This is a genomic window from Burkholderia sp. AU30198 (assembly GCF_020419825.1).
Taxonomy (GTDB): Bacteria; Pseudomonadota; Gammaproteobacteria; order Burkholderiales; family Burkholderiaceae; genus Burkholderia.
On the sequence record NZ_JAIZSA010000002.1, the window covers coordinates 481,052 to 499,044 of the forward strand.

Consider the following 17,993-nt stretch of genomic DNA (forward strand, 5'->3'; position numbering starts at 1 on the left):
TGCATGTTGCAATGCGGAACACGGCGCGTGCGTGCTCCATTTCCATCATTGCAGGCGGCCGTTTAAAAGCAAGTGGATTTTGTTCGCGGTCGCACATCGTACGCGGCGCTTGTATGATGATGCGTACCCGGATGGCCGGCGTTCGCACATCGATGGTGCGCCGCACGCGGAGGTGGGGATCGGTAGCGGAATTCCGCGAGAGTGCGTGCGCCGGATCGGCCAATTTCGAAGAGCATCAGGGCTGGGTGAGCGTTGAAGTGCTAACTGGGGTCGACCGCGAAGGATAGGGGCCGAGTAAGCACTAAAGCGCTAACCGGAGCCGACCGCGAAGCATGGGGCTTGAGTAAGCGCTAAAGCGCTAACCGGGCCGACCGCGAAGCATGGGGCTTGAGTAAGTGCTAAAGCGCTAACCGGAGCCAACCGCGAAGCATGGAGCCCGAGTAAGCGCTAAAGCGCCAACTCAGGCCGACCGCGAAGCATGGGGCCCGAGTAAGCGCCAAAGCGCCAACTCAGGCCGACCGCGAAGCATGGAGCCCGAGTAAGCGCTAAAGCGATAACTCAGGCCGACCGCGAAGCATGGGGCCCGAGTAAGCGCTAAAGCGCTAACTCGGGCCGACAGGAGACAAGTCATGCCGCAACCCTTCGTGCTGCCCGCCACCGCGGGTCGCACCGACCTGCTCGCACAGGCGCATGCGCGTTCGACCGCGGTCGGCCTGCGCGCGCACGAACGCCCCGATTTCTCGCCGCTGTCGCGCATCGCGCTGCGTGAACTGCTCGACACGAATCACGCGCTGTTCTCGCACGCCCGCCCGGTGATGGAGAACCTCCACGCGCAAATCGCCGACACGCAAAGCCTCGTGCTGCTGACCGACGCCGACGGCGTGATCCTGCACAGCATCGGCGACCCGGACTTCATCGAGAAAGCCAACCGCGTCGCGCTGTGTACGGGCGTCTCGTGGGCGGAAGGCGCGCGCGGCACCAACGCGATCGGCACCGCACTCGCATCGGGCCAGGCCGTCGCCGTGCACGGCGACGAACATTTCCTGCACGCCAACCATATCCTCACCTGCTCGTGCGCGCCGATCTTCGATCCGTTCGGCCGCACGCTCGGCACGCTCGACGTCAGCGGCGATCCGCGCGGCTCGAGCCCGCATACGCTCGCGCTCGTGCGGATGTCCGCACAACTGATCGAGAACCACCTGTTCGCGAACCAGTGCGCGGAAGCCTTACGGCTGCGCTTTCATGCGCACGAGGAATGCGTCGATTCGCTGTTCGCCGGGCTCGTCGCATTCGGCCCCGACGGCGGGCTGATCGCCGCGAACCGCAGCGCACAATTCCAGCTCGGCGCGACGTTCGACGCACTGCAGCATCAGGCCAGCGACGCACTGTTCGGCATGCGCTTCGGCCAGCTCGCGCAGCAGGCGGCACGCGCCCCCGGCGCGATGTTCCGCCTCACGCTGTCGACCGGCGTACGCGTGCTGGCGCGCTGCGAATTCGCGGAAGCGCACAAGACCACCGTCGCCGTCACGCCGCCCGCACCCGCCGCACGCGTGCGCACGCCGGATCCCGACGCGATCACGTTCGCGACGCTCGACACGGGCGACGCGCGCATGGCCGCCGTGCTCGAACGCGTCGCGAAGATCCGCGGGCGCGACCTGCCGCTGCTGATCCTCGGCCAGACCGGCACCGGCAAGGAATGGCTCGCCCGTGCACTGCACCAGGCATCGCCGCGCGCGGACGGCCCGTTCGTCGCGGTCAACTGCGCGGCGCTGCCCGATTCGCTGATCGAGGCCGAGCTGTTCGGCTACGAGGACGGCGCGTTCACGGGCGCGCGCAAGCGCGGCAGCCCCGGCAAGATCGTGCAGGCCGACGGCGGCACGCTGTTTCTCGACGAAATCGGCGACATGCCGCTCGCGCAGCAGGTCAGGCTGATGCGCGTGCTGCAGGAACGCGCGGTGATGCCGCTCGGCGGCGCGCGTGCCGTGCCGGTCGACGTGCGCGTGGTCTGCGCGACCCATCGCGACCTGCGCGCGATGATCGCGGAAGGCACGTTCCGCGAAGACCTGTTCTACCGGATCAACGGGCTCGCGGTCACGCTGCCGGCGCTTGCCGCACGCACCGACCTGCCCGCGCTCGTCGAGCGGATTCTCGCGCGGCTCGCGCGCAGCGAACCGATGCCGTGCCGCATCGCCACCGACGTGCTCGACGCGTTCACGCGCCACCGCTGGCCCGGCAACCTGCGCCAGATGACCAACGTGCTGCGCACGGCCGGCATGCTGGCCGAAGACGAAGCGGAAATCACGCTCGCCCATTTGCCCGACGATTTCTGGCTCGACTGCGAGGACGCACCGGCGGCACCCGCGGCGCCGGCCACCGCAGCGCCAGCCGCATCGGCCGGCGCGCGCAAAGGCACGACGCTGCAAAGCCATCAGGCCGCAGTGATCGATGCCGCGCTCGCGCGGCATGGCGGCAACGTATCGGCGGCCGCGCGCGAGCTCGGTCTCGCCCGCAATACCGTGTACCGGCACCTGCGCCGCCATTGACGCCAGCGGCCGGCCGGCGCCGGCCGCCCGCCCGTTCGGGTATGCTTGGCGCGTTGCCGCCGAACCGCCGCCCGCCTCTGCCTCCGCCATGACCGATCCGGAACACCCTCCCCTCGTGCGCATCGAGCCGCTCGGCGCGACCTTCGATGCGCCCGATTCGCTGACGCTGCTCGAAGCCGCCGCGTTCGCGCGCGTGTCGCTGCCGCGTTCGTGCCGCAACGGCACGTGCCGCAGTTGCCTTTGCCGGATCGTCAGCGGCAGCGTACGCTACACGATCGAATGGCCGGGGCTGAGCCGCGAGGAAAAAGCCGACGGCTATACGCTGCCGTGCGTGGCTGTCGCGACGTCGGACCTCGTGCTCGACGTGCCCGACGCGGTCATGCTCGACTAGACGCGGCGCGCGCTCGCGCGTGCCGTCCTGCCAAGGTTGATCCTGTGTGGAGAACGTCATGACCCAGCAAACCGATCGCATCGAAAAGCAGGCCCTGCTCAATGCATCGCCCGACCGCGTGTGGGAAGCCGTCAGCAACTCCGGCGAATTCGGCCAGTGGTTCGGCGTCACGTTCGACGGACCGTTCGCGGCCGGCCAGCCGCTGTTCGGCCGCATCACGCCGACCCGCGTCGACGATGACGTCGCCAAGGCACAAGAGCCCTATGCGGGCACCGTGTTCGAAATCGTCGTCGATCGCGTCGAGCCGAAGCACCTGTTCTCGTTTCGCTGGCATCCGTTCGCGATCGACCCGAATTTTGACTACACGTCCGAGCCGATGACGCTCGTCACGTTCGCGCTCGCCGCACAGGCCGGCGGCACGCTGCTCACGGTCACCGAAACGGGCTTCGATCAGTTGATCGAAGCGCGCCGCGCGAAGGCGCGCGAGATGAACGATCACGGCTGGGCCGCGCAGATGACGCTGATCACGAAATACCTGGCGAAGCACGCGTAGCGCGCCGCCACGCCGCATGTCCGTGTCGACATGCGAATCGACGTGCGTGGCATAATCCGCTCCATCGTCGTCCAACCGTCGCCGCGCATCGCATGCTGAGTCGTCGCCTCCGAAAGATCGGCAGTCTGATCGGGATGCTCGCCATCCTGATGACGGCGCTCGCGCCGACGATCTCGCAGGCACTGACGACGCAGCAGCGCGTCGATACGCTGCTGGCCGGCTACTGCACGGCCGCGCCGGCCACCGGCGAGCACGCCGCCGATTCGGCGCAGAAGAGCCTGACGGCCCACCTCCAGGCATGCGGCTATTGCAGCCTGCTTGCCCATACACCCGCACTGCCCGCGCCCGAACTGACGTTCGCGGCCAACGTGCACGTCATTCAGCATCGCGAAGCGACCCGCTTCGAAAGCCTGCGCCGCGCGCTGCCGCTCACGGCCGCGCAACCGCGCGCCCCTCCGTTCGCGTCCTGATTCGTCGTCAACGCCCGTGATGCCATAACGCATCGCGTGGTTCGCGCGCGCCACCCGCGCGCGTGACGTGTCACGTTTCGAAGGACGATCATGTCTCACCGTGTTGCGCGCGGCATCGTGCCGTGCGTGCGGCTGGCTGCTTCCGGCCCGGACTGTCGCGCCGACATTCGCTCGCGGGCGAACGTCCGGCCGCGCATGTTCGCGCCGGCATCAGCCGCCATCGGTGCTGCCGCGAGGGTGCGCGTGCATCCGTCCGTCGAATCCGTGTTGCGCCATCCGATTCACCACTCGCACATTCGACCATGAACACCACTACTTTCGTTCGCGGCGCGCTCGCCGCACTCGGCTTCGTCGTCATCCAGGCCGCCCACGCCCACGCGCTCCCGAAGACGCAGGAGCCGGCCCCCGACGCCACGCTTTCGACCGCGCCGCACGCCGTCACGATCGGCTTCAGCGAAGCGCTCGAGCCCGCTTTCAGCTCGATCGCCGTCACCGACAGCCACGGGCAGTCGGTCGTCGACGGGAAATCGTCCGTCGATGCCGGCAACCGGAAACGCATGCAGGTCGCGCTAACCAGCCTGACGGCCGGCACGTATAAGGTCGCGTGGATCGCGGTGGCCAGCGACGGCCATCGCACGCACGGCCACTACGCGTTCACGCTGAAATGAGGTTCGCGATGCGTATCGGCGTGCCGCGCCGGTCGCGTCGCGGCCTATACCCTGCATCCACTGCATACACCCATAAGGAGAACCAACCATGAAACGCTCGATTCCGACCGCCCTGCTGTTCGCGCTGCTGGCGCTGCAAACCCCCGCCACCTTCGCGGCGCCGGCCGTGCAGGCAGAAAACTGCTGGATCCGCGCGATGCCGGCGACCGTGCCGTCGTCCGGCTACTTCACGCTGAAGAACGACGGCGACGCCCCCGTGACGCTGACGGGCCTCGACACGCCCGCGTACGGGATGGCGATGCTGCATGAGACGCAGACGAACGGCAGCACCGCGAAGATGGTTCACGTCGACGCCGTCGAAGTCCCCGCGCACGGCACGGTGACCTTCAAGCCGAAGAGCTATCACGTGATGCTGGAGCAACCGCGCCAGGCCGTCGCACCCGGCGCGAAAGTGCCGTTCCGGCTGCATTTCGCGGACGGCTCGACGGTGTCCGTGACCTGCGACGCGAAGGCACCGGCTTACGCCGGCCAGTAACGCCATCCTCCCCCGATCGAAGGAGACGCACATGAAACACCGCCTGCCGCTGGCCGACCTGATCGTCCGCTACCGGACGCCGCTGAACGTCGCCGTGCTGATCGTCTGCGGGATGTGGGCCGGGTGGATCGCGTGGATGACGCGACCCGCCGCGATCGATACACCACCGTCGATCCCGGCGTACTGCATGCGCGACGCAAACTGACACACGCGACGGCACGGTTCCGGCGCAAGCCTGCGTCAATTATTGGCGTGGCATCATCGCTTCATCCCGACCGCCGGAACCGCCTCTCGGAGCGCCGCATGTCCCTTCAGACCTGGATGCTGTTTGCCGCAGCCTATCTCGCCACGACGCTGTCGCCGGGGCCCAACGTGCTGCTCGTCATCCGCAACACGGTGCGCTACGGCACGCACGGCACGGCCGCGACGATCGCGGGCAACCTCGTCGCGCAGGGCGTGGTCGTGCTGCTCGTCGCGCTTGGCGTCGGCGCGGTGCTGGCCGCGATGCCGCCGCTGTTCGTCGCAATGAAGGTGGTCGGCGCCGCGTACCTGATATTCCTCGGTGTCCGGCAACTGCGCGGCGACCGCAAGGCCGCCGCTTCGACCGGGGCGGCGGAGATCGCCGTGCCCGACCGCAGGAAACTGTTCCGCGAAGCGCTGTTCGTCTCGGGCAGCAATCCGAAGACGATGATCTTCCTGTCGGCGTTCATGCCGCAGTTCATCGTGCACGACCGCCCGCTCGCGCTGCAGTTCGTCGTGATGTACGCGACGATCGCGTGCACCGTCGTGGTCGTTCACAGCGTCTATTCGGCCGGCGTGCGCCGGTTCCATCGCGGCTTCGGCATGAGCCGCGCGGTGCGTGCGCTCAAGCGTGCCAGCGGGCTGCTGTTCGTCGGGCTCGGGATCAAGCTGCTGACTGCGCGGCAGGCGTAAGAAGCCGCGCGCCGGTCAGCGTGCGTGCGCGGCCAGCTCGGCCGCGATCTCGCCGAACGACGGCCGCGCATCGATGTCTTCGTTCAGGCAGGCCACCGCGAGCGCATCGAGCGCGTTCCTGCCGGCCCACGTGCGCGGCTCGCATCGCTCGAGCAACTCGCCGAGCAGATGGCCGAACGCCCGCACCTCGAGCCGTTCGAACCCTGCGCCGCGCGTGCGATCGTTCGCATCGTAGAGCGACGCTGCGCCGAAATCCCCGAGCAGCGCGCCACCTTCGCCATCGTGCAGGATGTTGTGCGCGTACAGGTCGCCATGCATGATGCCGCGTGCGTGCAGATGGCCCGCCACCGACGCGATGCCGTGCGCGATCCGCATCGCTGCCGCCGGCTCGAATCTCGCGTCGGCCGCATACACGTCGCGCGTGCACGACGCGAAGCTCGGCGGCCCGGCGAGGTTCGTGAGCGCGGGATCGACCAGTTCCATCACGAGGCCGTGCGTGCCGTCGGGATGCCCGCTCACCTTGCCGATCACCGGGATCATGTTCGGGTGGCGGCCGGCGTGCAGGCACGCGGCCATTTCGCAATCGGGCAGGCCATCACTCGTCACCGCGCCCTTGAACAGCTTGACCGCGACCGCCCGTGGCGGATGCCCGTCCACGCGCCACTGCGCGCGGTAAATGACGCCCGACGCGCCCTCGCCCAGCTTCTGCTCGCAGGCCAGCGACGCCCAGTCGATATCCACGACCTCGGGCCCGGCCGACGCCGCGGCTTCCGGCGCGGCACCGAACGGGTTGCCTGCGGTGGCGAGCCACGCGAGGCGCGGCAGGCGCAGCAGCCAGTCGGGCAGTTCGTCCAGCCGGTTCGCCGACAGCCGCACCAGTTCGAGTGCGCGGCACGCGGCCATTTCCGCCGGCAGCGCGCGCAACCGGTTGCCCGCGAGCATCAGCTTCTGCAGCCGCGAGCAATCGCCGATGTCGGCGGGCAATGCGTCGAGTGCGTTGTCGGTAAGGATCAGCCAGCGCAGCGCGCGCGGCAGCGATCCGCGCGGCACCGTTTGAATCCGGTTCGCCTTGAAGCCGATCATGTCGAGCTGCTCGCACGCGCCCAGCACGCCGGGGAACGCGGTGAAGCGGTTGCCGGACGCGAACAGGATGCGCAGGCGGCGCAGCCGCGGCAGGTCGTCCGGCAGCGCGGACAGCGCATTGCCGGTCAAATCGAGCACTTCGAGCGTATCGGCAAGATCGAAGATCGCGCGCGGGAATTCCGTCAACCCGCATGCGAGCTTGAGTTGCCGTGCGCCGGCGAGTTGCCCGGCCTGCAGTTGTTCGAGGGTGTCTGTCACGCGGAGAAAACAGGTGGCGGTTGCGACGATCGTCGGGTCGATCGCCCGAATTCTACCGGGATCGCCCGCGCGCAACCGTCGATCGTGTCATACCCCCTTCACAAACGCGCAACGTCGCGCTAGAATTGCGCCCCTTGCAGTGCCGACGTGGTGAAATTGGTAGACACGCTATCTTGAGGGGGTAGTGGCGAAAGCTGTGCGAGTTCGAGTCTCGCCGTCGGCACCAAATGATGCGCTCCAGCCCGTAAAACACGGGCCGGCAACGCGCCATCCCTTCCGCAGTATTCTGTTGCACACTCCCGTTCGCTGGACTCTCGACAGATTCCGCAGGACTTGCTCCAGCGGGAAATTGACGCAGTCGCGACCTCGCCTCCAGCCGTACCCGTTCTCGAACACCTCGATTGCGCGAAACACCGCGTGGCGGACGAGAAAGTCGTGCACCGCGAGCACCTTCCTTCGCCAACGTCTCTCCCGCCCCCAACGCGATCGCATCAGTCTTCGCGCGCACGCCACCCCGATCGCGCTGCGCGCCTACTGCATATACTGCTCGTTACCCATCAAACCGATCTTCGTCGCGCCCACGCGCTGCGCGGACGCCAGCACGGCGGCGACGTCGCGATACGGCGCCTGCCGGTCCGGCCGAAGCCTGATCTCGGCCTGCACCGGTTCGGCCGCGACCTGCGCGAGCTTCGCTTCGAGCGTCGCGCGATCGGGCAGCCGTGCGCCGTTCCACGACGCCGCACCGTCGGCGGCCACGTCGATCTGCACGATCTCCGGCTGCGTGGCCGGTGGCGCGTCGCCCACCGGCAGATTCATCTTGACCGCATGCATCTGGATCGGAATGGTGATGATCAACATGATCAGCAGGACCAGCATCACGTCGATCAGCGGCGTCGTGTTGATGTCCACCATCACGTCCGGCTCGGTGCCCGACGAAACGTTCATGCCCATGACTGTCTCCTAGCTGCCGCGCGCGGGCGGCTCCGTGATGAACGACACCTTCTCGATGCCCGCCCGTTCGCACGCCACGATCACACGCCCGACGAATTCGTAACGCGTGCTTTCATCACCGCGCACGTGCACGTCCGGCTGCGGCGATTGCCCTGCCACGCCTTTCAGGCGCACGAGCAACGTCGGCGCATCGACCGGCACCGCGTTCCAGAAGAACGCGCCGCGCCGATCGACCGCGATTTCGATACTCGCGGGCTTGCTCTGCAACGGCTGCACGGTCTCCTTCGGCAGATCCACCGGAATCGTGTGCGTCACCACCGGAATCGTGATCAGAAAAATGATGAGCAATACCAACATCACGTCGACGAGCGGCGTCGTGTTGATCTGCGCGATGACCTCGTCGTCATCGTCCTGACGGACACTGATGCCCATGGCCGCCCCCGCTCAGTCGACCAGCGACGGCACGCGCGCACCGTCGCGCTGGGGCCGTTTGCCACTAGCCAGCACCACGACGTGGAGCTGCGCGCCGAATGCGCGCACCCGCTCCATCACCGCCTTGTTACGACGCACCAGGAAGTTGTAGCCGAGCACTGCGGGTACGGCCACCGCCAGGCCGATCGCCGTCATGATGAGCGCCTCCCCCACCGGCCCCGCGACCTTGTCGATCGACGCCTGGCCCGCGACGCCGATCGCGGTCAGCGCATGGTAGATGCCCCACACCGTGCCGAACAGGCCCACGAAAGGCGCGGTCGACCCCACCGTGCCGAGAAACGCGAGACCATCCTGCAGGCGGTTCGACACGTTGGTCACCGCCCGCTCGACCGACGTGTCGATCCACGTATTGCGGTCGACCGCTTCGAGCAGCACCTCGTCGTGATGCTCGCCGGCCTCGATCGCCGTCTCGGCAATGAAGCGGAACGGCGACGACGGGTCGAGCTGCTGCACGCCCTCCGCGAGTGACGGCGCGGCCCACAGCTGCGCATCCGCCCGTTTCGCGCGTCGGTTCGCACGATACTGCTCGAAGAACTTGGTCACCATGATGTACCAGCTGCCCATCGACATCACGACCAGCAGGATCAGCACGAAACGCGCGACGAAGTCGCCGCCGCGCCACAACGCATCGAGTCCATAGGGATTGGTTGCGGCAGGCGCCGCCTGCGGCGCGGCACCGGCGACGGCCGGGGCGGTTGGCGCTGCCGGCGGCCCGGCGACGGCGCTCGCGACCGGTGCCGCCACGGTGCTCGTCTCGGCCCGCGCGTCCTGCGGCGCGACGAGGACCCCTGCCGTGCCGACGGCAATCATCATGCTGGCCGCGAAAGCGGCGATAACTTGCTTCGTCATGTCTGCTCCATTGATCGATCTGATTAGGCATCCGGCAGCCTGGCTGCCGGTTTTCTGGCGGCGCACCGCTCAGTTCAGGTTGAACGAGAACGGCACCTGCACGCGCACCGCCTGCCCCTGCGAAATACAACTGAATCGCCTCACCGCCGCGAGCGCGGCCCGATCGAGGATCGGGTCGGCGGACTGCGCGATGCGCTCGCCCGACACGCGGCCGTCGGCATCGACGACGAACTCCACCAGCACGTTGCCGACGATGTTGTTTTCCAGTGCCTCGCGCGGATAACGCAGCGACGCGCGCACCTGATCCGAATTCGGGCATACGACGCCCACTTCGTGGCTCGGCGCAGCCGGTGCCGCAGGTGCGGCCGGTGCCGGCGCGGAGACCACGGGTGCGGACGTGTGCGCCGGCGTCGGCTGCGACTGCGCCTGAACCGGCACCTCCGGCGGCGGCACGAACATCCGCGCCGGCGGCGCGACCTTCGACGGCAACGCCTTCACGATCGGCTTCGGCGGCGGAGGGGGCGGAGGGGGCGGCGGCGGCGGCTTGACCGGCTCGATGATCCGTACGTCGACCGGATGCTGGACGATCTCCGTCACGCGATTGGCAAGACCGTTCAGCAACGCGTAGATCAGCGCCGCGTGCAGCAGCAGGACGGCCGCGATACCGCCGTAGCGGCGCACGGGATGGCGGCTGGTCTGCCGGAACGGGCGCGGTTGTCCGGCAAGCCTGCGGGCCGGGGCGGAATGCGCAAACATGGAAGCTCCTCGAATCGTCCGCGCGTCAGAACGGCGCGCTCAGTTGCACGCCGATCGTGCGCGGCTGGATCACCGATGCCCAGACGTTGCCGCCCAGCGGCACATAGCTCGTATTGGCGGACAGCAGCCCTTCGCGGTTGAACAGGTTCCTGACGAAGAACGACAGGCTCGCGTACCGCAGGTCCACGCCCAACTGGAGATCCGTCACCGCGTAGGCGGGCAGGATGAAATCGGGCGAGCCCGTGGCGCCCGCGAAGCTCGCATGACGCTCGCCCACGAAGCGCTCGGCGGCACTGGCCGTGGCCGACCATTGGCCGAGCGGGAAACGCCAGCTCGCACCCAGCGACGCCGCGAACTTCGCGGTGTTCGGCAGCCGGTCGCCCGTGCGCGCACCGACGCTCGGCGCCCCTTCCGTCAGGTACGCGTCGATCGCGGCAAGCGACGCATTGAACGACAGCGCCGACGTCGGCCGCACCACGCCCGATGCCTCGAGGCCCTTGATCCGCGCATTGCCCGCGTTGACGAGCTGCGCGACGCCGTCCACCGCGCCGTATTGCTGGATGTCGTGCCATTCGATGTCGTAAGCCGACAGCGCGACCGAGACGCGGTTGTCGAACAGATCCGCCTTGTAGCCGATCTCGTAGTTCCACAGCGTGTCGGGCTTGTAAGTGGGATTGCCGGCGATCAGTTGCCCAGTCACCGCGCTGACCGCCATGCTGTTGGGGCCGCCCGGGCGATAGCCGCTCGCGACGCGCGCATAGACGTTGCTGGTCGGCGTGAGCTTGTAGCTGGCGGTGAACATGTACGTCTTGCTCGTATCCGACGACGTGCCCGGCGCGGACAGCGGCGTCGGCACGAGCAGGCCGGACGTCTCCTGCCGGTAGTCCTGGCTGTTGTGGGCGATCCGCATGCCGGCCGTCAGCGCGATGCGCGACGTGGGGTTGTAGGTGACGTCGCCGTAGGCCGCGAACTCCTGGTAACTGCCCGCAAAGCCGAGCCGCTCCAGATCGCCGAGCGGGCGGCCGCCCGCCGTCGCGCGGTACACCTGCAACGTGTTGCTGTGCTCATGGTCGTAGTAGAGGCCCGCGACCCACTCCAGCGTGCGGTTGCCGGGCGAAGTCAGCCGCAGCTCCTGCGTCACCTTGTTGGTGCCGACGGTGGAACTGGGCGTGACGGTGCTGACGTCGAGTCCGCCCGCCGCCAGAATCGGCGCATAGAACGGCGTGAAATCGAGCGTCGTCGACGTGCGCAGCGACTGGTATGCGGAAATCGCATTGAGTCGCGCCCAGCCGAAATCGTATTCGGCATTTGCTGTGTAGAACTGATTGCTCTGGTGATACGGTTCCTGCGAATCCTGCAATTTGGTCAGCGCGCCGTACGCGGGCCGGCCATTCATCCCGTAGTCGACGTAGTTCTGGCCGTTGCTGTTGATGTTCTGAAGCGTGGCCGTGAAGCGGAACGTGAGCTTGCGGGTCGGCGTCACGAGCAGCGACGCACGCACGCCGGTGGTGTCGCTCCGGTTGATGCGCGTGCCGGCGGCCGCGCCCGTCGCATCGACGTAGCCGCCATCGTGGTTGTTGAAGGCGGCGATGCGCAGCGCGGCGACGTCGGATTTCAGCGGCACGTTCAGCACGACGTTGGTCGTGTTGTTGAGGCCGCCGTGCCAGGTCGACGAAAACATCGTCCCGACGCTGCCGAAAAAGCTCTCGGTATCCGGCTGGTTGGTCACGTATTTCAGCAGGCCGCCCATCGCGCCCGCGCCATACAACGTCCCTTGCGGCCCGAACAGGATCTCGATGTGGTTCAGATCGAGCAGGCCCATGTCCAGGGCCAGCGCGGCCCCGCCGCCCGACACGGTGTTCGAGCCGAGCGGCGTATCGTCGACATACACGCCCACGGTCGGCCCGACGTCCTTGCCGGCCGTCACGCCGCGCATCGAGATCGTGCCCTGGCCCGGGCCGCCGCCGCTGTTGAAACCGACCCCCGGCTGCGTCGACAGGTAATCGCTCAGCTTCGTGGCACCCGACTTCTGCAGCGCATCGCTCGACAGCGTGTCGACCTTCATCGGCACTTCGCGCGCCGGCTCGCGACGCCGGTTGGCCGTCACCTCGACGGAATTGAGCGTGATCGCCGCACCGCCTGCGCGACCTTTGGTGCCGGCATTCCCGTCGCGATCCGTCCCGGGCACCGCGCGCTCCGTGGCGGCGGCGGGCGGCGGCGTACCGGCACCGGGCTGTGCGGGCTCGGTCTGCGCGCACGCATCCGATGCGGCGAGAAACATCCGCATCACGGTCACGGCAACCAGCGTCCGCCTGAAGATCGTCGACTCCGCTGCGATCCCGCCCTTCTTGCTTGCCATCTGCGACTCCCCTTGTCTGTCTGAACGTGAGCGGCCATGTCCGTCTTCCGATGCAGTCCCGCTTGCGGACCACCCGCCCGAATGACTCCAAGGTAAGCAGCCAAATCGGCCGGTGCTTTTGCGAAACGCCGAAAAACATTGGCTACCGTCCTCGGCTGTCGACGCGCGGCAAACTGCGCGCAACGAACCCTCGGGCACGTACAACGCACCGCCGGAACACACGGTAACCAGAACGGGATGCGGGAGAAAGTTAACGACGCGCGCCTTCCGTGCGTGAGTTCGCACGGAAGGCGCGTCAGTGGCAGAAGAAATGCGCGTGGCGGCGCTAAAGCGCCTGCGCACCGACTTCGCAGTGCGGTTCGAAGCGCGTGCGGAAGGTACGCAACACGAGACCCAGCAGGATCACGCTGAAGACGGCGGCCGGCACGCCGAGCCAGACGATCCCTTTGAGCAACGCGTACGGCGCGCCGTCGAGGGCATCGGATATCGCGCCGACGGAAGGCACCGACATCGCCTGAAACGCGTAGGTGACGAGCGACGAGGTGCCGACGACGCGCCCGCGCAAATGCGGCGGCGCGATGTCCTGCAACAAGGTTGGCGTCAGTGCCGCGCCGGCGATATAGGCGGCGATGATGCCGATCATGCAGGCAAGCAGCATCGCCGTGCTCGTCGCGAACGACAGCATCAGCAGCAACAGCGCGGCCAGCAGCGCCATCGCGCAGCCGATCACGACCGGCAGCAGCCGGCCCCAGCGCGCGCGCAGGCATCGCACGGCCACCACGCTCGCCAGCAAGCCGAGTGCAGAACCACCGCCCACCGCGATGCCGCTGTACAACCCCGAGCGGGCGACGTCGACATGAAAGTCGCGGATCAGCGACACCGGCGCCCAGCCCAGGATCGCGCCCACATAGAAGGCCGCCATCGCATAGCCGACGATCAGGCACGCCAGCATCCCGCCCGAGCGCCGCCAATAATGCGCAAGCGTCTCCTGCGCACGTTCATGCTGGTCGGCCGTGCCGCCGCGCGGCGGATGCCCGACCAGCGCGAACAAGCCCGCGACGACCGGCCCGGGGATCGCGACGAGCAGGAACGCGAGCCGCCAGGGTTCGATCGACAGCGCATGCGCGAGCGGCGCGGCCACGCTGAAGATCGCGCCGGCGCCCGCGATCCCGAGCCCGGCGCCGAACAGCGCAACCGCGAAGAAGATCGTGTTCGCCGCCGTGCGCAGCGCCGGCGGAAACAGGTCCGGCAGCATGCTGTAGACGACCGGCCCGAGCCCCGCCTCGCCCACCGCGAGCGTCAGCGTGCAGAGGAACAGCATCCAGCCTTGCGTGACGAGGCCGCAGAGCGCCGTGCCCGCGCTCCACACCAGCACGCAGGCGACGAGCAGCCAGCGCCGGTCGACCCGGTCCGTGAGCCAGCCGAGCAGCGGCGACGCCAACGCGCCGAACAGGATGGGGCCGAAGCCGACGATCGCGCCCAGGCTGGTATCGCTGAGCTGGAGGTCGCGCTTGAGCGGCTCGACGGCGAGCGTCAGCATCTGACGGTCGGTGATGCCAAGTATCGCGGCCAGCGCGAGCACGGCCAGCGCGAACCACGCACGTGACAACGACGGCGATCCCCCGGTGATTTCATTACGCACGCTGCGCCTCCTGCGCTGACGATCCTGCCTGCCCGGCCGACGCCGGGCTCATTCGCGGCCGGCCGCGAAAGCCGGCCTTCAGACGATAGCCGCTCGACGGCGGCGAAACTTTCGCGGACGGCCGGAATAGTTCTGCCGGCGTCCGCGCGACTGCCCGACGAGCGGGCCGGATCAGACCGCGATTTCGTCGAACGGCCACATCGGGCGCGTCAGGCGTGCGTAATCGTCGACCCTGAAATCGAGACTCAGCGAACCCGGCGTGTCGCAGTAGTAGACCGCGCGCGCCAGCGGGCCGAACAGCGCCTGGAAATGCTGCGTCGACTTCACCACGACGGCCCGGCAACGCCGGAGGTCGACGCCGAGATCGAAAAAGCAGCTCGGGCTGTAGGTCTGCTGCCGGACGGAGTTGACCACCACGAGTACGCCGTCGACGTCCAGCACGGCGGACAGGCCCAGGCCGGGCCCCGGAAACTTGAACGTCTCGTCGTGCTGCGCCAGCCCCTCTTCGACCGCCAGGACCCGCGCGACCACGTCGAGCGGGCGGCCCGCGCGCGGGCCGCTCTTGCCGCCGAGACGCAGCTCGATCGTCGCGCCCACGCCGGCGTCGCGCGCGAACACCGCCGCGACGGGGTCCCACATCATGCCGATCGCCACCTCGCGCAGACCGCGCTCGAGGACAGCCTCGAGGATGAAGGTGGAATCGGAGCCGGCACCGCCGCCCGGGTTGTCGGCCGTGTCGGCAATCACGAACGGCCGGCCCGACGCGTCGGGCGGCGTCGCTTCGATCTCGTCGAGAATGCGTGCGATCGGCAGACGCAGCGCATGCGTCTCGTCGCGCACGGCCACGAAGCCGCGCGCCAGTTCGCGGGCATGCGCGCGGGCCGCGCCGGCATCGCCGTCGCTCACCACCAGCACGCCCGCACCGGTATCCGGGAAGTCGGACCACGGGAATCCGTGGATCAGCGACACCGACAGGACTCCGTCGCGCCCCTCCCGATCCATCGCGTCCTGGTTGAGTTGTGCCATGCGTGGTTCGGTCGTGAAGAACATGCCGAGCATCGGCACGCGTTCGAAGTGCATCGTCGGCCGGATCTCGCCACGCGCGGTGCGTTCGGCAAGATCGATCAGGTCGACCGCCCGTTCGTCGAAGTCGATGTGCGGATAGTGCTTGCACGCCAGCAGGATGTCGCAATGATCGAGCATCGCACGCGTGACGTTGGCGTGCAGGTCCAGCTCGACACCGATCACGACGTCGGGGCCGACGAGCGCGCGCGTCTTCGCCAGCAGGTCGCCCTCGCAATCGTCATACCCTTGCGCCATCTGCGCGCCGTGCAACAGATACAGCACGATGTCGACCGGCTGCGCGGCGCGCAACCCGTCCAGGATCTCGTCGCGCAGCGTTTCATAGTCCTGCTTCGAGCAGGGCGCGCCCGGTTCGGCGAACGCGAAGATCGATGCGCTCACCTCGTGGCCGCGTGCGCGCGCCTCGCGCACGAACGTGCCGTAGCCGACGAGTTCGTCCGCCTGCCCGTCGGGCACACCGCCGGCCGGCCGGTACAGCGTGCGTTCCTCGAACGAGTGCAGGCTGGTTGGAATCGGGGAAAAGCTGTTGGTTTCGTGCGCAAGCGCCGCAACGAAGATACGCATGGTTACTCCTGCTCGGGTTTGTAAGATCGGTCGACAACACGCGCTCCGACGAGCGCGTGGATTGCACGATCGCATCGACGCCGGTTGACCAGCCGTCGACACAATTTGCATAACGAAGCAATTTCGCTCCACTGGAGCTATCAGCTTGCGTGTGTCGCAGTGGAACGGTGTCCGCCCGAAGGCGCGTCAGCCCTCTCGGCGCAGATAGCGCAGGCGCGTATGCACGCCGTGCGGCCGGTCACCGTCGCCGCGGAAGGACACGAGCGCCAGCCGCCCGTTGATGCCGCACAGCTGCGCATCGGAGGTGCCTGGCGGCGCGAACAGGTCTTCGGCCAGCGGCGCCAGGTCGAGCACGTAGGTCGAGCCGCCGTCGAACGCATAGCGGGTCTCGCCGTCGCCCGTTTCCACGCCGCCGCTCGGCCACAGCATGGCCCGCCGGCTATCGGCGTCCATCTCGGTCCAGTACGCTTCGACCGAAAGCCGCTCGTTGCGCGCCTCCGATGCGAGACGCATCGGATAGTGCCGGTAACCGCCGGCATACCGGGACAGTGGCCGGCTCGACGTCCCCCGCTCGAACGGCATGACGGCCTCGTGCCCGAGATGTGCGAGCGTCGCAAGCAGTACCTGGTCGTGCAACGCGTTGGCGCCCGGGCCCGTACCGGCGGTAAATACCACGAGATCCAGTTCGGGGCAGACTGCGAAGCTCGACGTGGTGCCATACGTCGTACCGCCATGCCAGTACACGGTCACGCCGCTCACCGGCACCTTCCACCAGCCGACGCAGATCGGCGGTACACACGGGCGCCCCGCATCGAAGGTCACGGCCTGCATGGCCGCGACCGTCTCCGGCGCGAGGATCCGCGTGCCGTCGATCGCGCCGCCCGCCAGATGCATGCGCCCGTACGCGAGCATGTCGCGCACCGTCGAAATCGGGGTCGACCCGGCGCCCGCCAGCGACGGCGGCAACAGATACGCACGCGTGGCCTGCAGCTCCCCGCTCGTCGCGTTCGCGAACACGCCCACCGCATGACGATGCAGGATCGCCTGCTCGGCCGACGTGCACGACTCGTTCATTCCGCACGGACGAAACAGCGTTTCTTCAAGCACCTGGTTGTATGGCTTGCCGGACAGCACTTCGATCAGCCGCGCGGCAACCACGAAGCCGGCGTTCGAATAGTGGATCGTCTCGCCCGGTTCGAACAGCGTCCCGAAACCGGTCAGCCGCTCCACGAAATCGCGGGTCGCGCCCGCGCCGGCTTCGGTCATCGGGCTGAAGCTGTCGGCGTCGATGCCGTTCGTGTGATTGAGCAAATGCCGCACACACAGGCGCTGCGCGTGGGCCGGATCGGCCAGCGCAAACGACGGCAGATGCGCGACGACCGGATCGTCGAGGCCGATACGCCCCGCCTCGACGTAACGCATCAGCAGATGCGCCGTCATCACTTTGGTAACCGAACCGATCTGCAAGCGCGTATCGACGGTCATCTCGGCGCCCGTGTTCAGGTTCGCGATGCCGCGCGCCAGTTCGATCTGTTCGCCGCGGTGCCAGACGCCGGCGACATAGCCGGCCGTGGCCGGACCGGCCACGGCGTTCGCAAGCAGGTCGTCTAGCTGGTGCCTCAGGATTTGCATAGCCGGATTCCATGGTAAGAAGATGGGCGTCGCCGGGCGCCGCGACAGCAATCGCGGCCGGCACGCCTGTCGCCAATGTAACGGCGTTCCACCCTGCATCCTTTTGCCAGCGGCCGGAATGCTTTTGCGTGCGACTGTCGCTCGTGTGCCCGACGCACGCCGCGGCCACCGGTCGCCCGCGTTGCAGACACGCGGCGCCGAGATGCGCGACAGCGCGGAGGCACGCGACAA

The 17,993-nt window shown here is 67.9% G+C and carries 17 protein-coding genes and 1 tRNA gene; 9 read left to right on the forward strand and 9 right to left on the reverse strand.

What is annotated here, in order from left to right; translation table 11 throughout:
* Positions 1 to 629: 629 nt before the first annotated feature.
* The 8 genes from LGN19_RS07775 (at position 630) to LGN19_RS07810 (ending at position 6,093) form a co-directional block, all read left to right on the forward strand.
* A complete protein-coding gene (locus LGN19_RS07775) occupies positions 630 to 2,543 on the forward strand; it encodes a sigma-54-dependent Fis family transcriptional regulator (protein WP_226213828.1) in 1,914 nt (637 codons plus the stop codon).
* An 88-nt stretch (positions 2,544 to 2,631) separates the two neighbouring features.
* Positions 2,632 to 2,934 carry a 2Fe-2S iron-sulfur cluster-binding protein gene (locus LGN19_RS07780; RefSeq protein ID WP_031398745.1) on the forward strand — a complete coding sequence of 101 codons (303 nt, stop codon included), beginning with the start codon at positions 2,632 to 2,634 and terminating at the stop codon, positions 2,932 to 2,934.
* A gap of 58 nt (positions 2,935 to 2,992) precedes the next feature.
* Positions 2,993 to 3,487 carry an SRPBCC family protein gene (locus LGN19_RS07785; protein WP_122947753.1) on the forward strand — a complete coding sequence of 165 codons (495 nt, stop codon included), beginning with the start codon at positions 2,993 to 2,995 and terminating at the stop codon, positions 3,485 to 3,487.
* Positions 3,488 to 3,579: 92 nt separating this feature from the next.
* Complete coding sequence (locus LGN19_RS07790; protein WP_174955953.1) at positions 3,580 to 3,957, forward strand: DUF2946 domain-containing protein; 378 nt, start codon at positions 3,580 to 3,582, stop codon at positions 3,955 to 3,957.
* Positions 3,958 to 4,259: 302 nt separating this feature from the next.
* Complete coding sequence (gene copC / locus LGN19_RS07795; protein ID WP_226213829.1) at positions 4,260 to 4,625, forward strand: copper homeostasis periplasmic binding protein CopC; 366 nt, start codon at positions 4,260 to 4,262, stop codon at positions 4,623 to 4,625.
* Positions 4,626 to 4,713: 88 nt separating this feature from the next.
* Positions 4,714 to 5,160, forward strand: a complete 447-nt coding sequence (locus tag LGN19_RS07800) for a copper chaperone PCu(A)C (RefSeq protein ID WP_122947757.1) — start codon at positions 4,714 to 4,716, stop codon at positions 5,158 to 5,160.
* Positions 5,161 to 5,191: 31 nt separating this feature from the next.
* The gene (locus LGN19_RS07805) at positions 5,192 to 5,365 is read left to right on the forward strand and encodes a hypothetical protein (protein WP_164462703.1); all 174 of its coding nucleotides are present in this window, start codon (positions 5,192 to 5,194) and stop codon (positions 5,363 to 5,365) included.
* 98 nt (positions 5,366 to 5,463) lie between these two features.
* Positions 5,464 to 6,093 (forward strand): LysE family translocator, encoded by a 630-nt coding sequence (locus LGN19_RS07810; RefSeq protein ID WP_226213830.1) that lies wholly within the window; start codon positions 5,464 to 5,466, stop codon positions 6,091 to 6,093.
* Between the two features lie 15 nt (positions 6,094 to 6,108).
* Here the strand turns inward: LGN19_RS07810 and LGN19_RS07815 are convergent, their stop codons facing one another.
* Positions 6,109 to 7,434, reverse strand: a complete 1,326-nt coding sequence (locus LGN19_RS07815) for a leucine-rich repeat-containing protein kinase family protein (protein ID WP_175220018.1) — start codon at positions 7,432 to 7,434, stop codon at positions 6,109 to 6,111.
* Positions 7,435 to 7,575: 141 nt separating this feature from the next.
* On the opposite strand from LGN19_RS07815, the gene LGN19_RS07820 reads away from it, so the two are divergent.
* Positions 7,576 to 7,660: transfer RNA gene (locus LGN19_RS07820), tRNA-Leu, on the forward strand.
* Positions 7,661 to 7,965: 305 nt separating this feature from the next.
* Here LGN19_RS07820 and LGN19_RS07825 read toward each other — a convergent pair.
* The 8 genes from LGN19_RS07825 to LGN19_RS07860 form a co-directional block, all read right to left on the reverse strand.
* Positions 7,966 to 8,385, reverse strand: a complete 420-nt coding sequence (locus LGN19_RS07825) for an ExbD/TolR family protein (protein ID WP_122947759.1) — start codon at positions 8,383 to 8,385, stop codon at positions 7,966 to 7,968.
* 9 nt (positions 8,386 to 8,394) lie between these two features.
* On the reverse strand, positions 8,395 to 8,817 hold the full coding sequence (locus tag LGN19_RS07830) for an ExbD/TolR family protein (protein WP_226213832.1): 423 nt from the start codon (positions 8,815 to 8,817) through the stop codon (positions 8,395 to 8,397).
* 12 nt (positions 8,818 to 8,829) lie between these two features.
* Positions 8,830 to 9,726 carry a MotA/TolQ/ExbB proton channel family protein gene (locus tag LGN19_RS07835; RefSeq protein WP_226213833.1) on the reverse strand — a complete coding sequence of 299 codons (897 nt, stop codon included), beginning with the start codon at positions 9,724 to 9,726 and terminating at the stop codon, positions 8,830 to 8,832.
* A gap of 69 nt (positions 9,727 to 9,795) precedes the next feature.
* Positions 9,796 to 10,482, reverse strand: a complete 687-nt coding sequence (locus tag LGN19_RS07840) for an energy transducer TonB (protein ID WP_226213834.1) — start codon at positions 10,480 to 10,482, stop codon at positions 9,796 to 9,798.
* A 25-nt stretch (positions 10,483 to 10,507) separates the two neighbouring features.
* On the reverse strand, positions 10,508 to 12,841 hold the full coding sequence (locus LGN19_RS07845; RefSeq protein ID WP_226213835.1) for a TonB-dependent receptor: 2,334 nt from the start codon (positions 12,839 to 12,841) through the stop codon (positions 10,508 to 10,510).
* A 325-nt stretch (positions 12,842 to 13,166) separates the two neighbouring features.
* On the reverse strand, positions 13,167 to 14,483 hold the full coding sequence (locus LGN19_RS07850) for an MFS transporter (RefSeq protein ID WP_175220010.1): 1,317 nt from the start codon (positions 14,481 to 14,483) through the stop codon (positions 13,167 to 13,169).
* 171 nt (positions 14,484 to 14,654) lie between these two features.
* A complete protein-coding gene (locus LGN19_RS07855; RefSeq protein ID WP_226213837.1) occupies positions 14,655 to 16,130 on the reverse strand; it encodes a M81 family metallopeptidase in 1,476 nt (491 codons plus the stop codon).
* A 186-nt stretch (positions 16,131 to 16,316) separates the two neighbouring features.
* Complete coding sequence (locus LGN19_RS07860) at positions 16,317 to 17,762, reverse strand: serine hydrolase domain-containing protein (RefSeq protein ID WP_226213838.1); 1,446 nt, start codon at positions 17,760 to 17,762, stop codon at positions 16,317 to 16,319.
* Between the last annotated feature and the right edge of the window lie 231 nt (positions 17,763 to 17,993).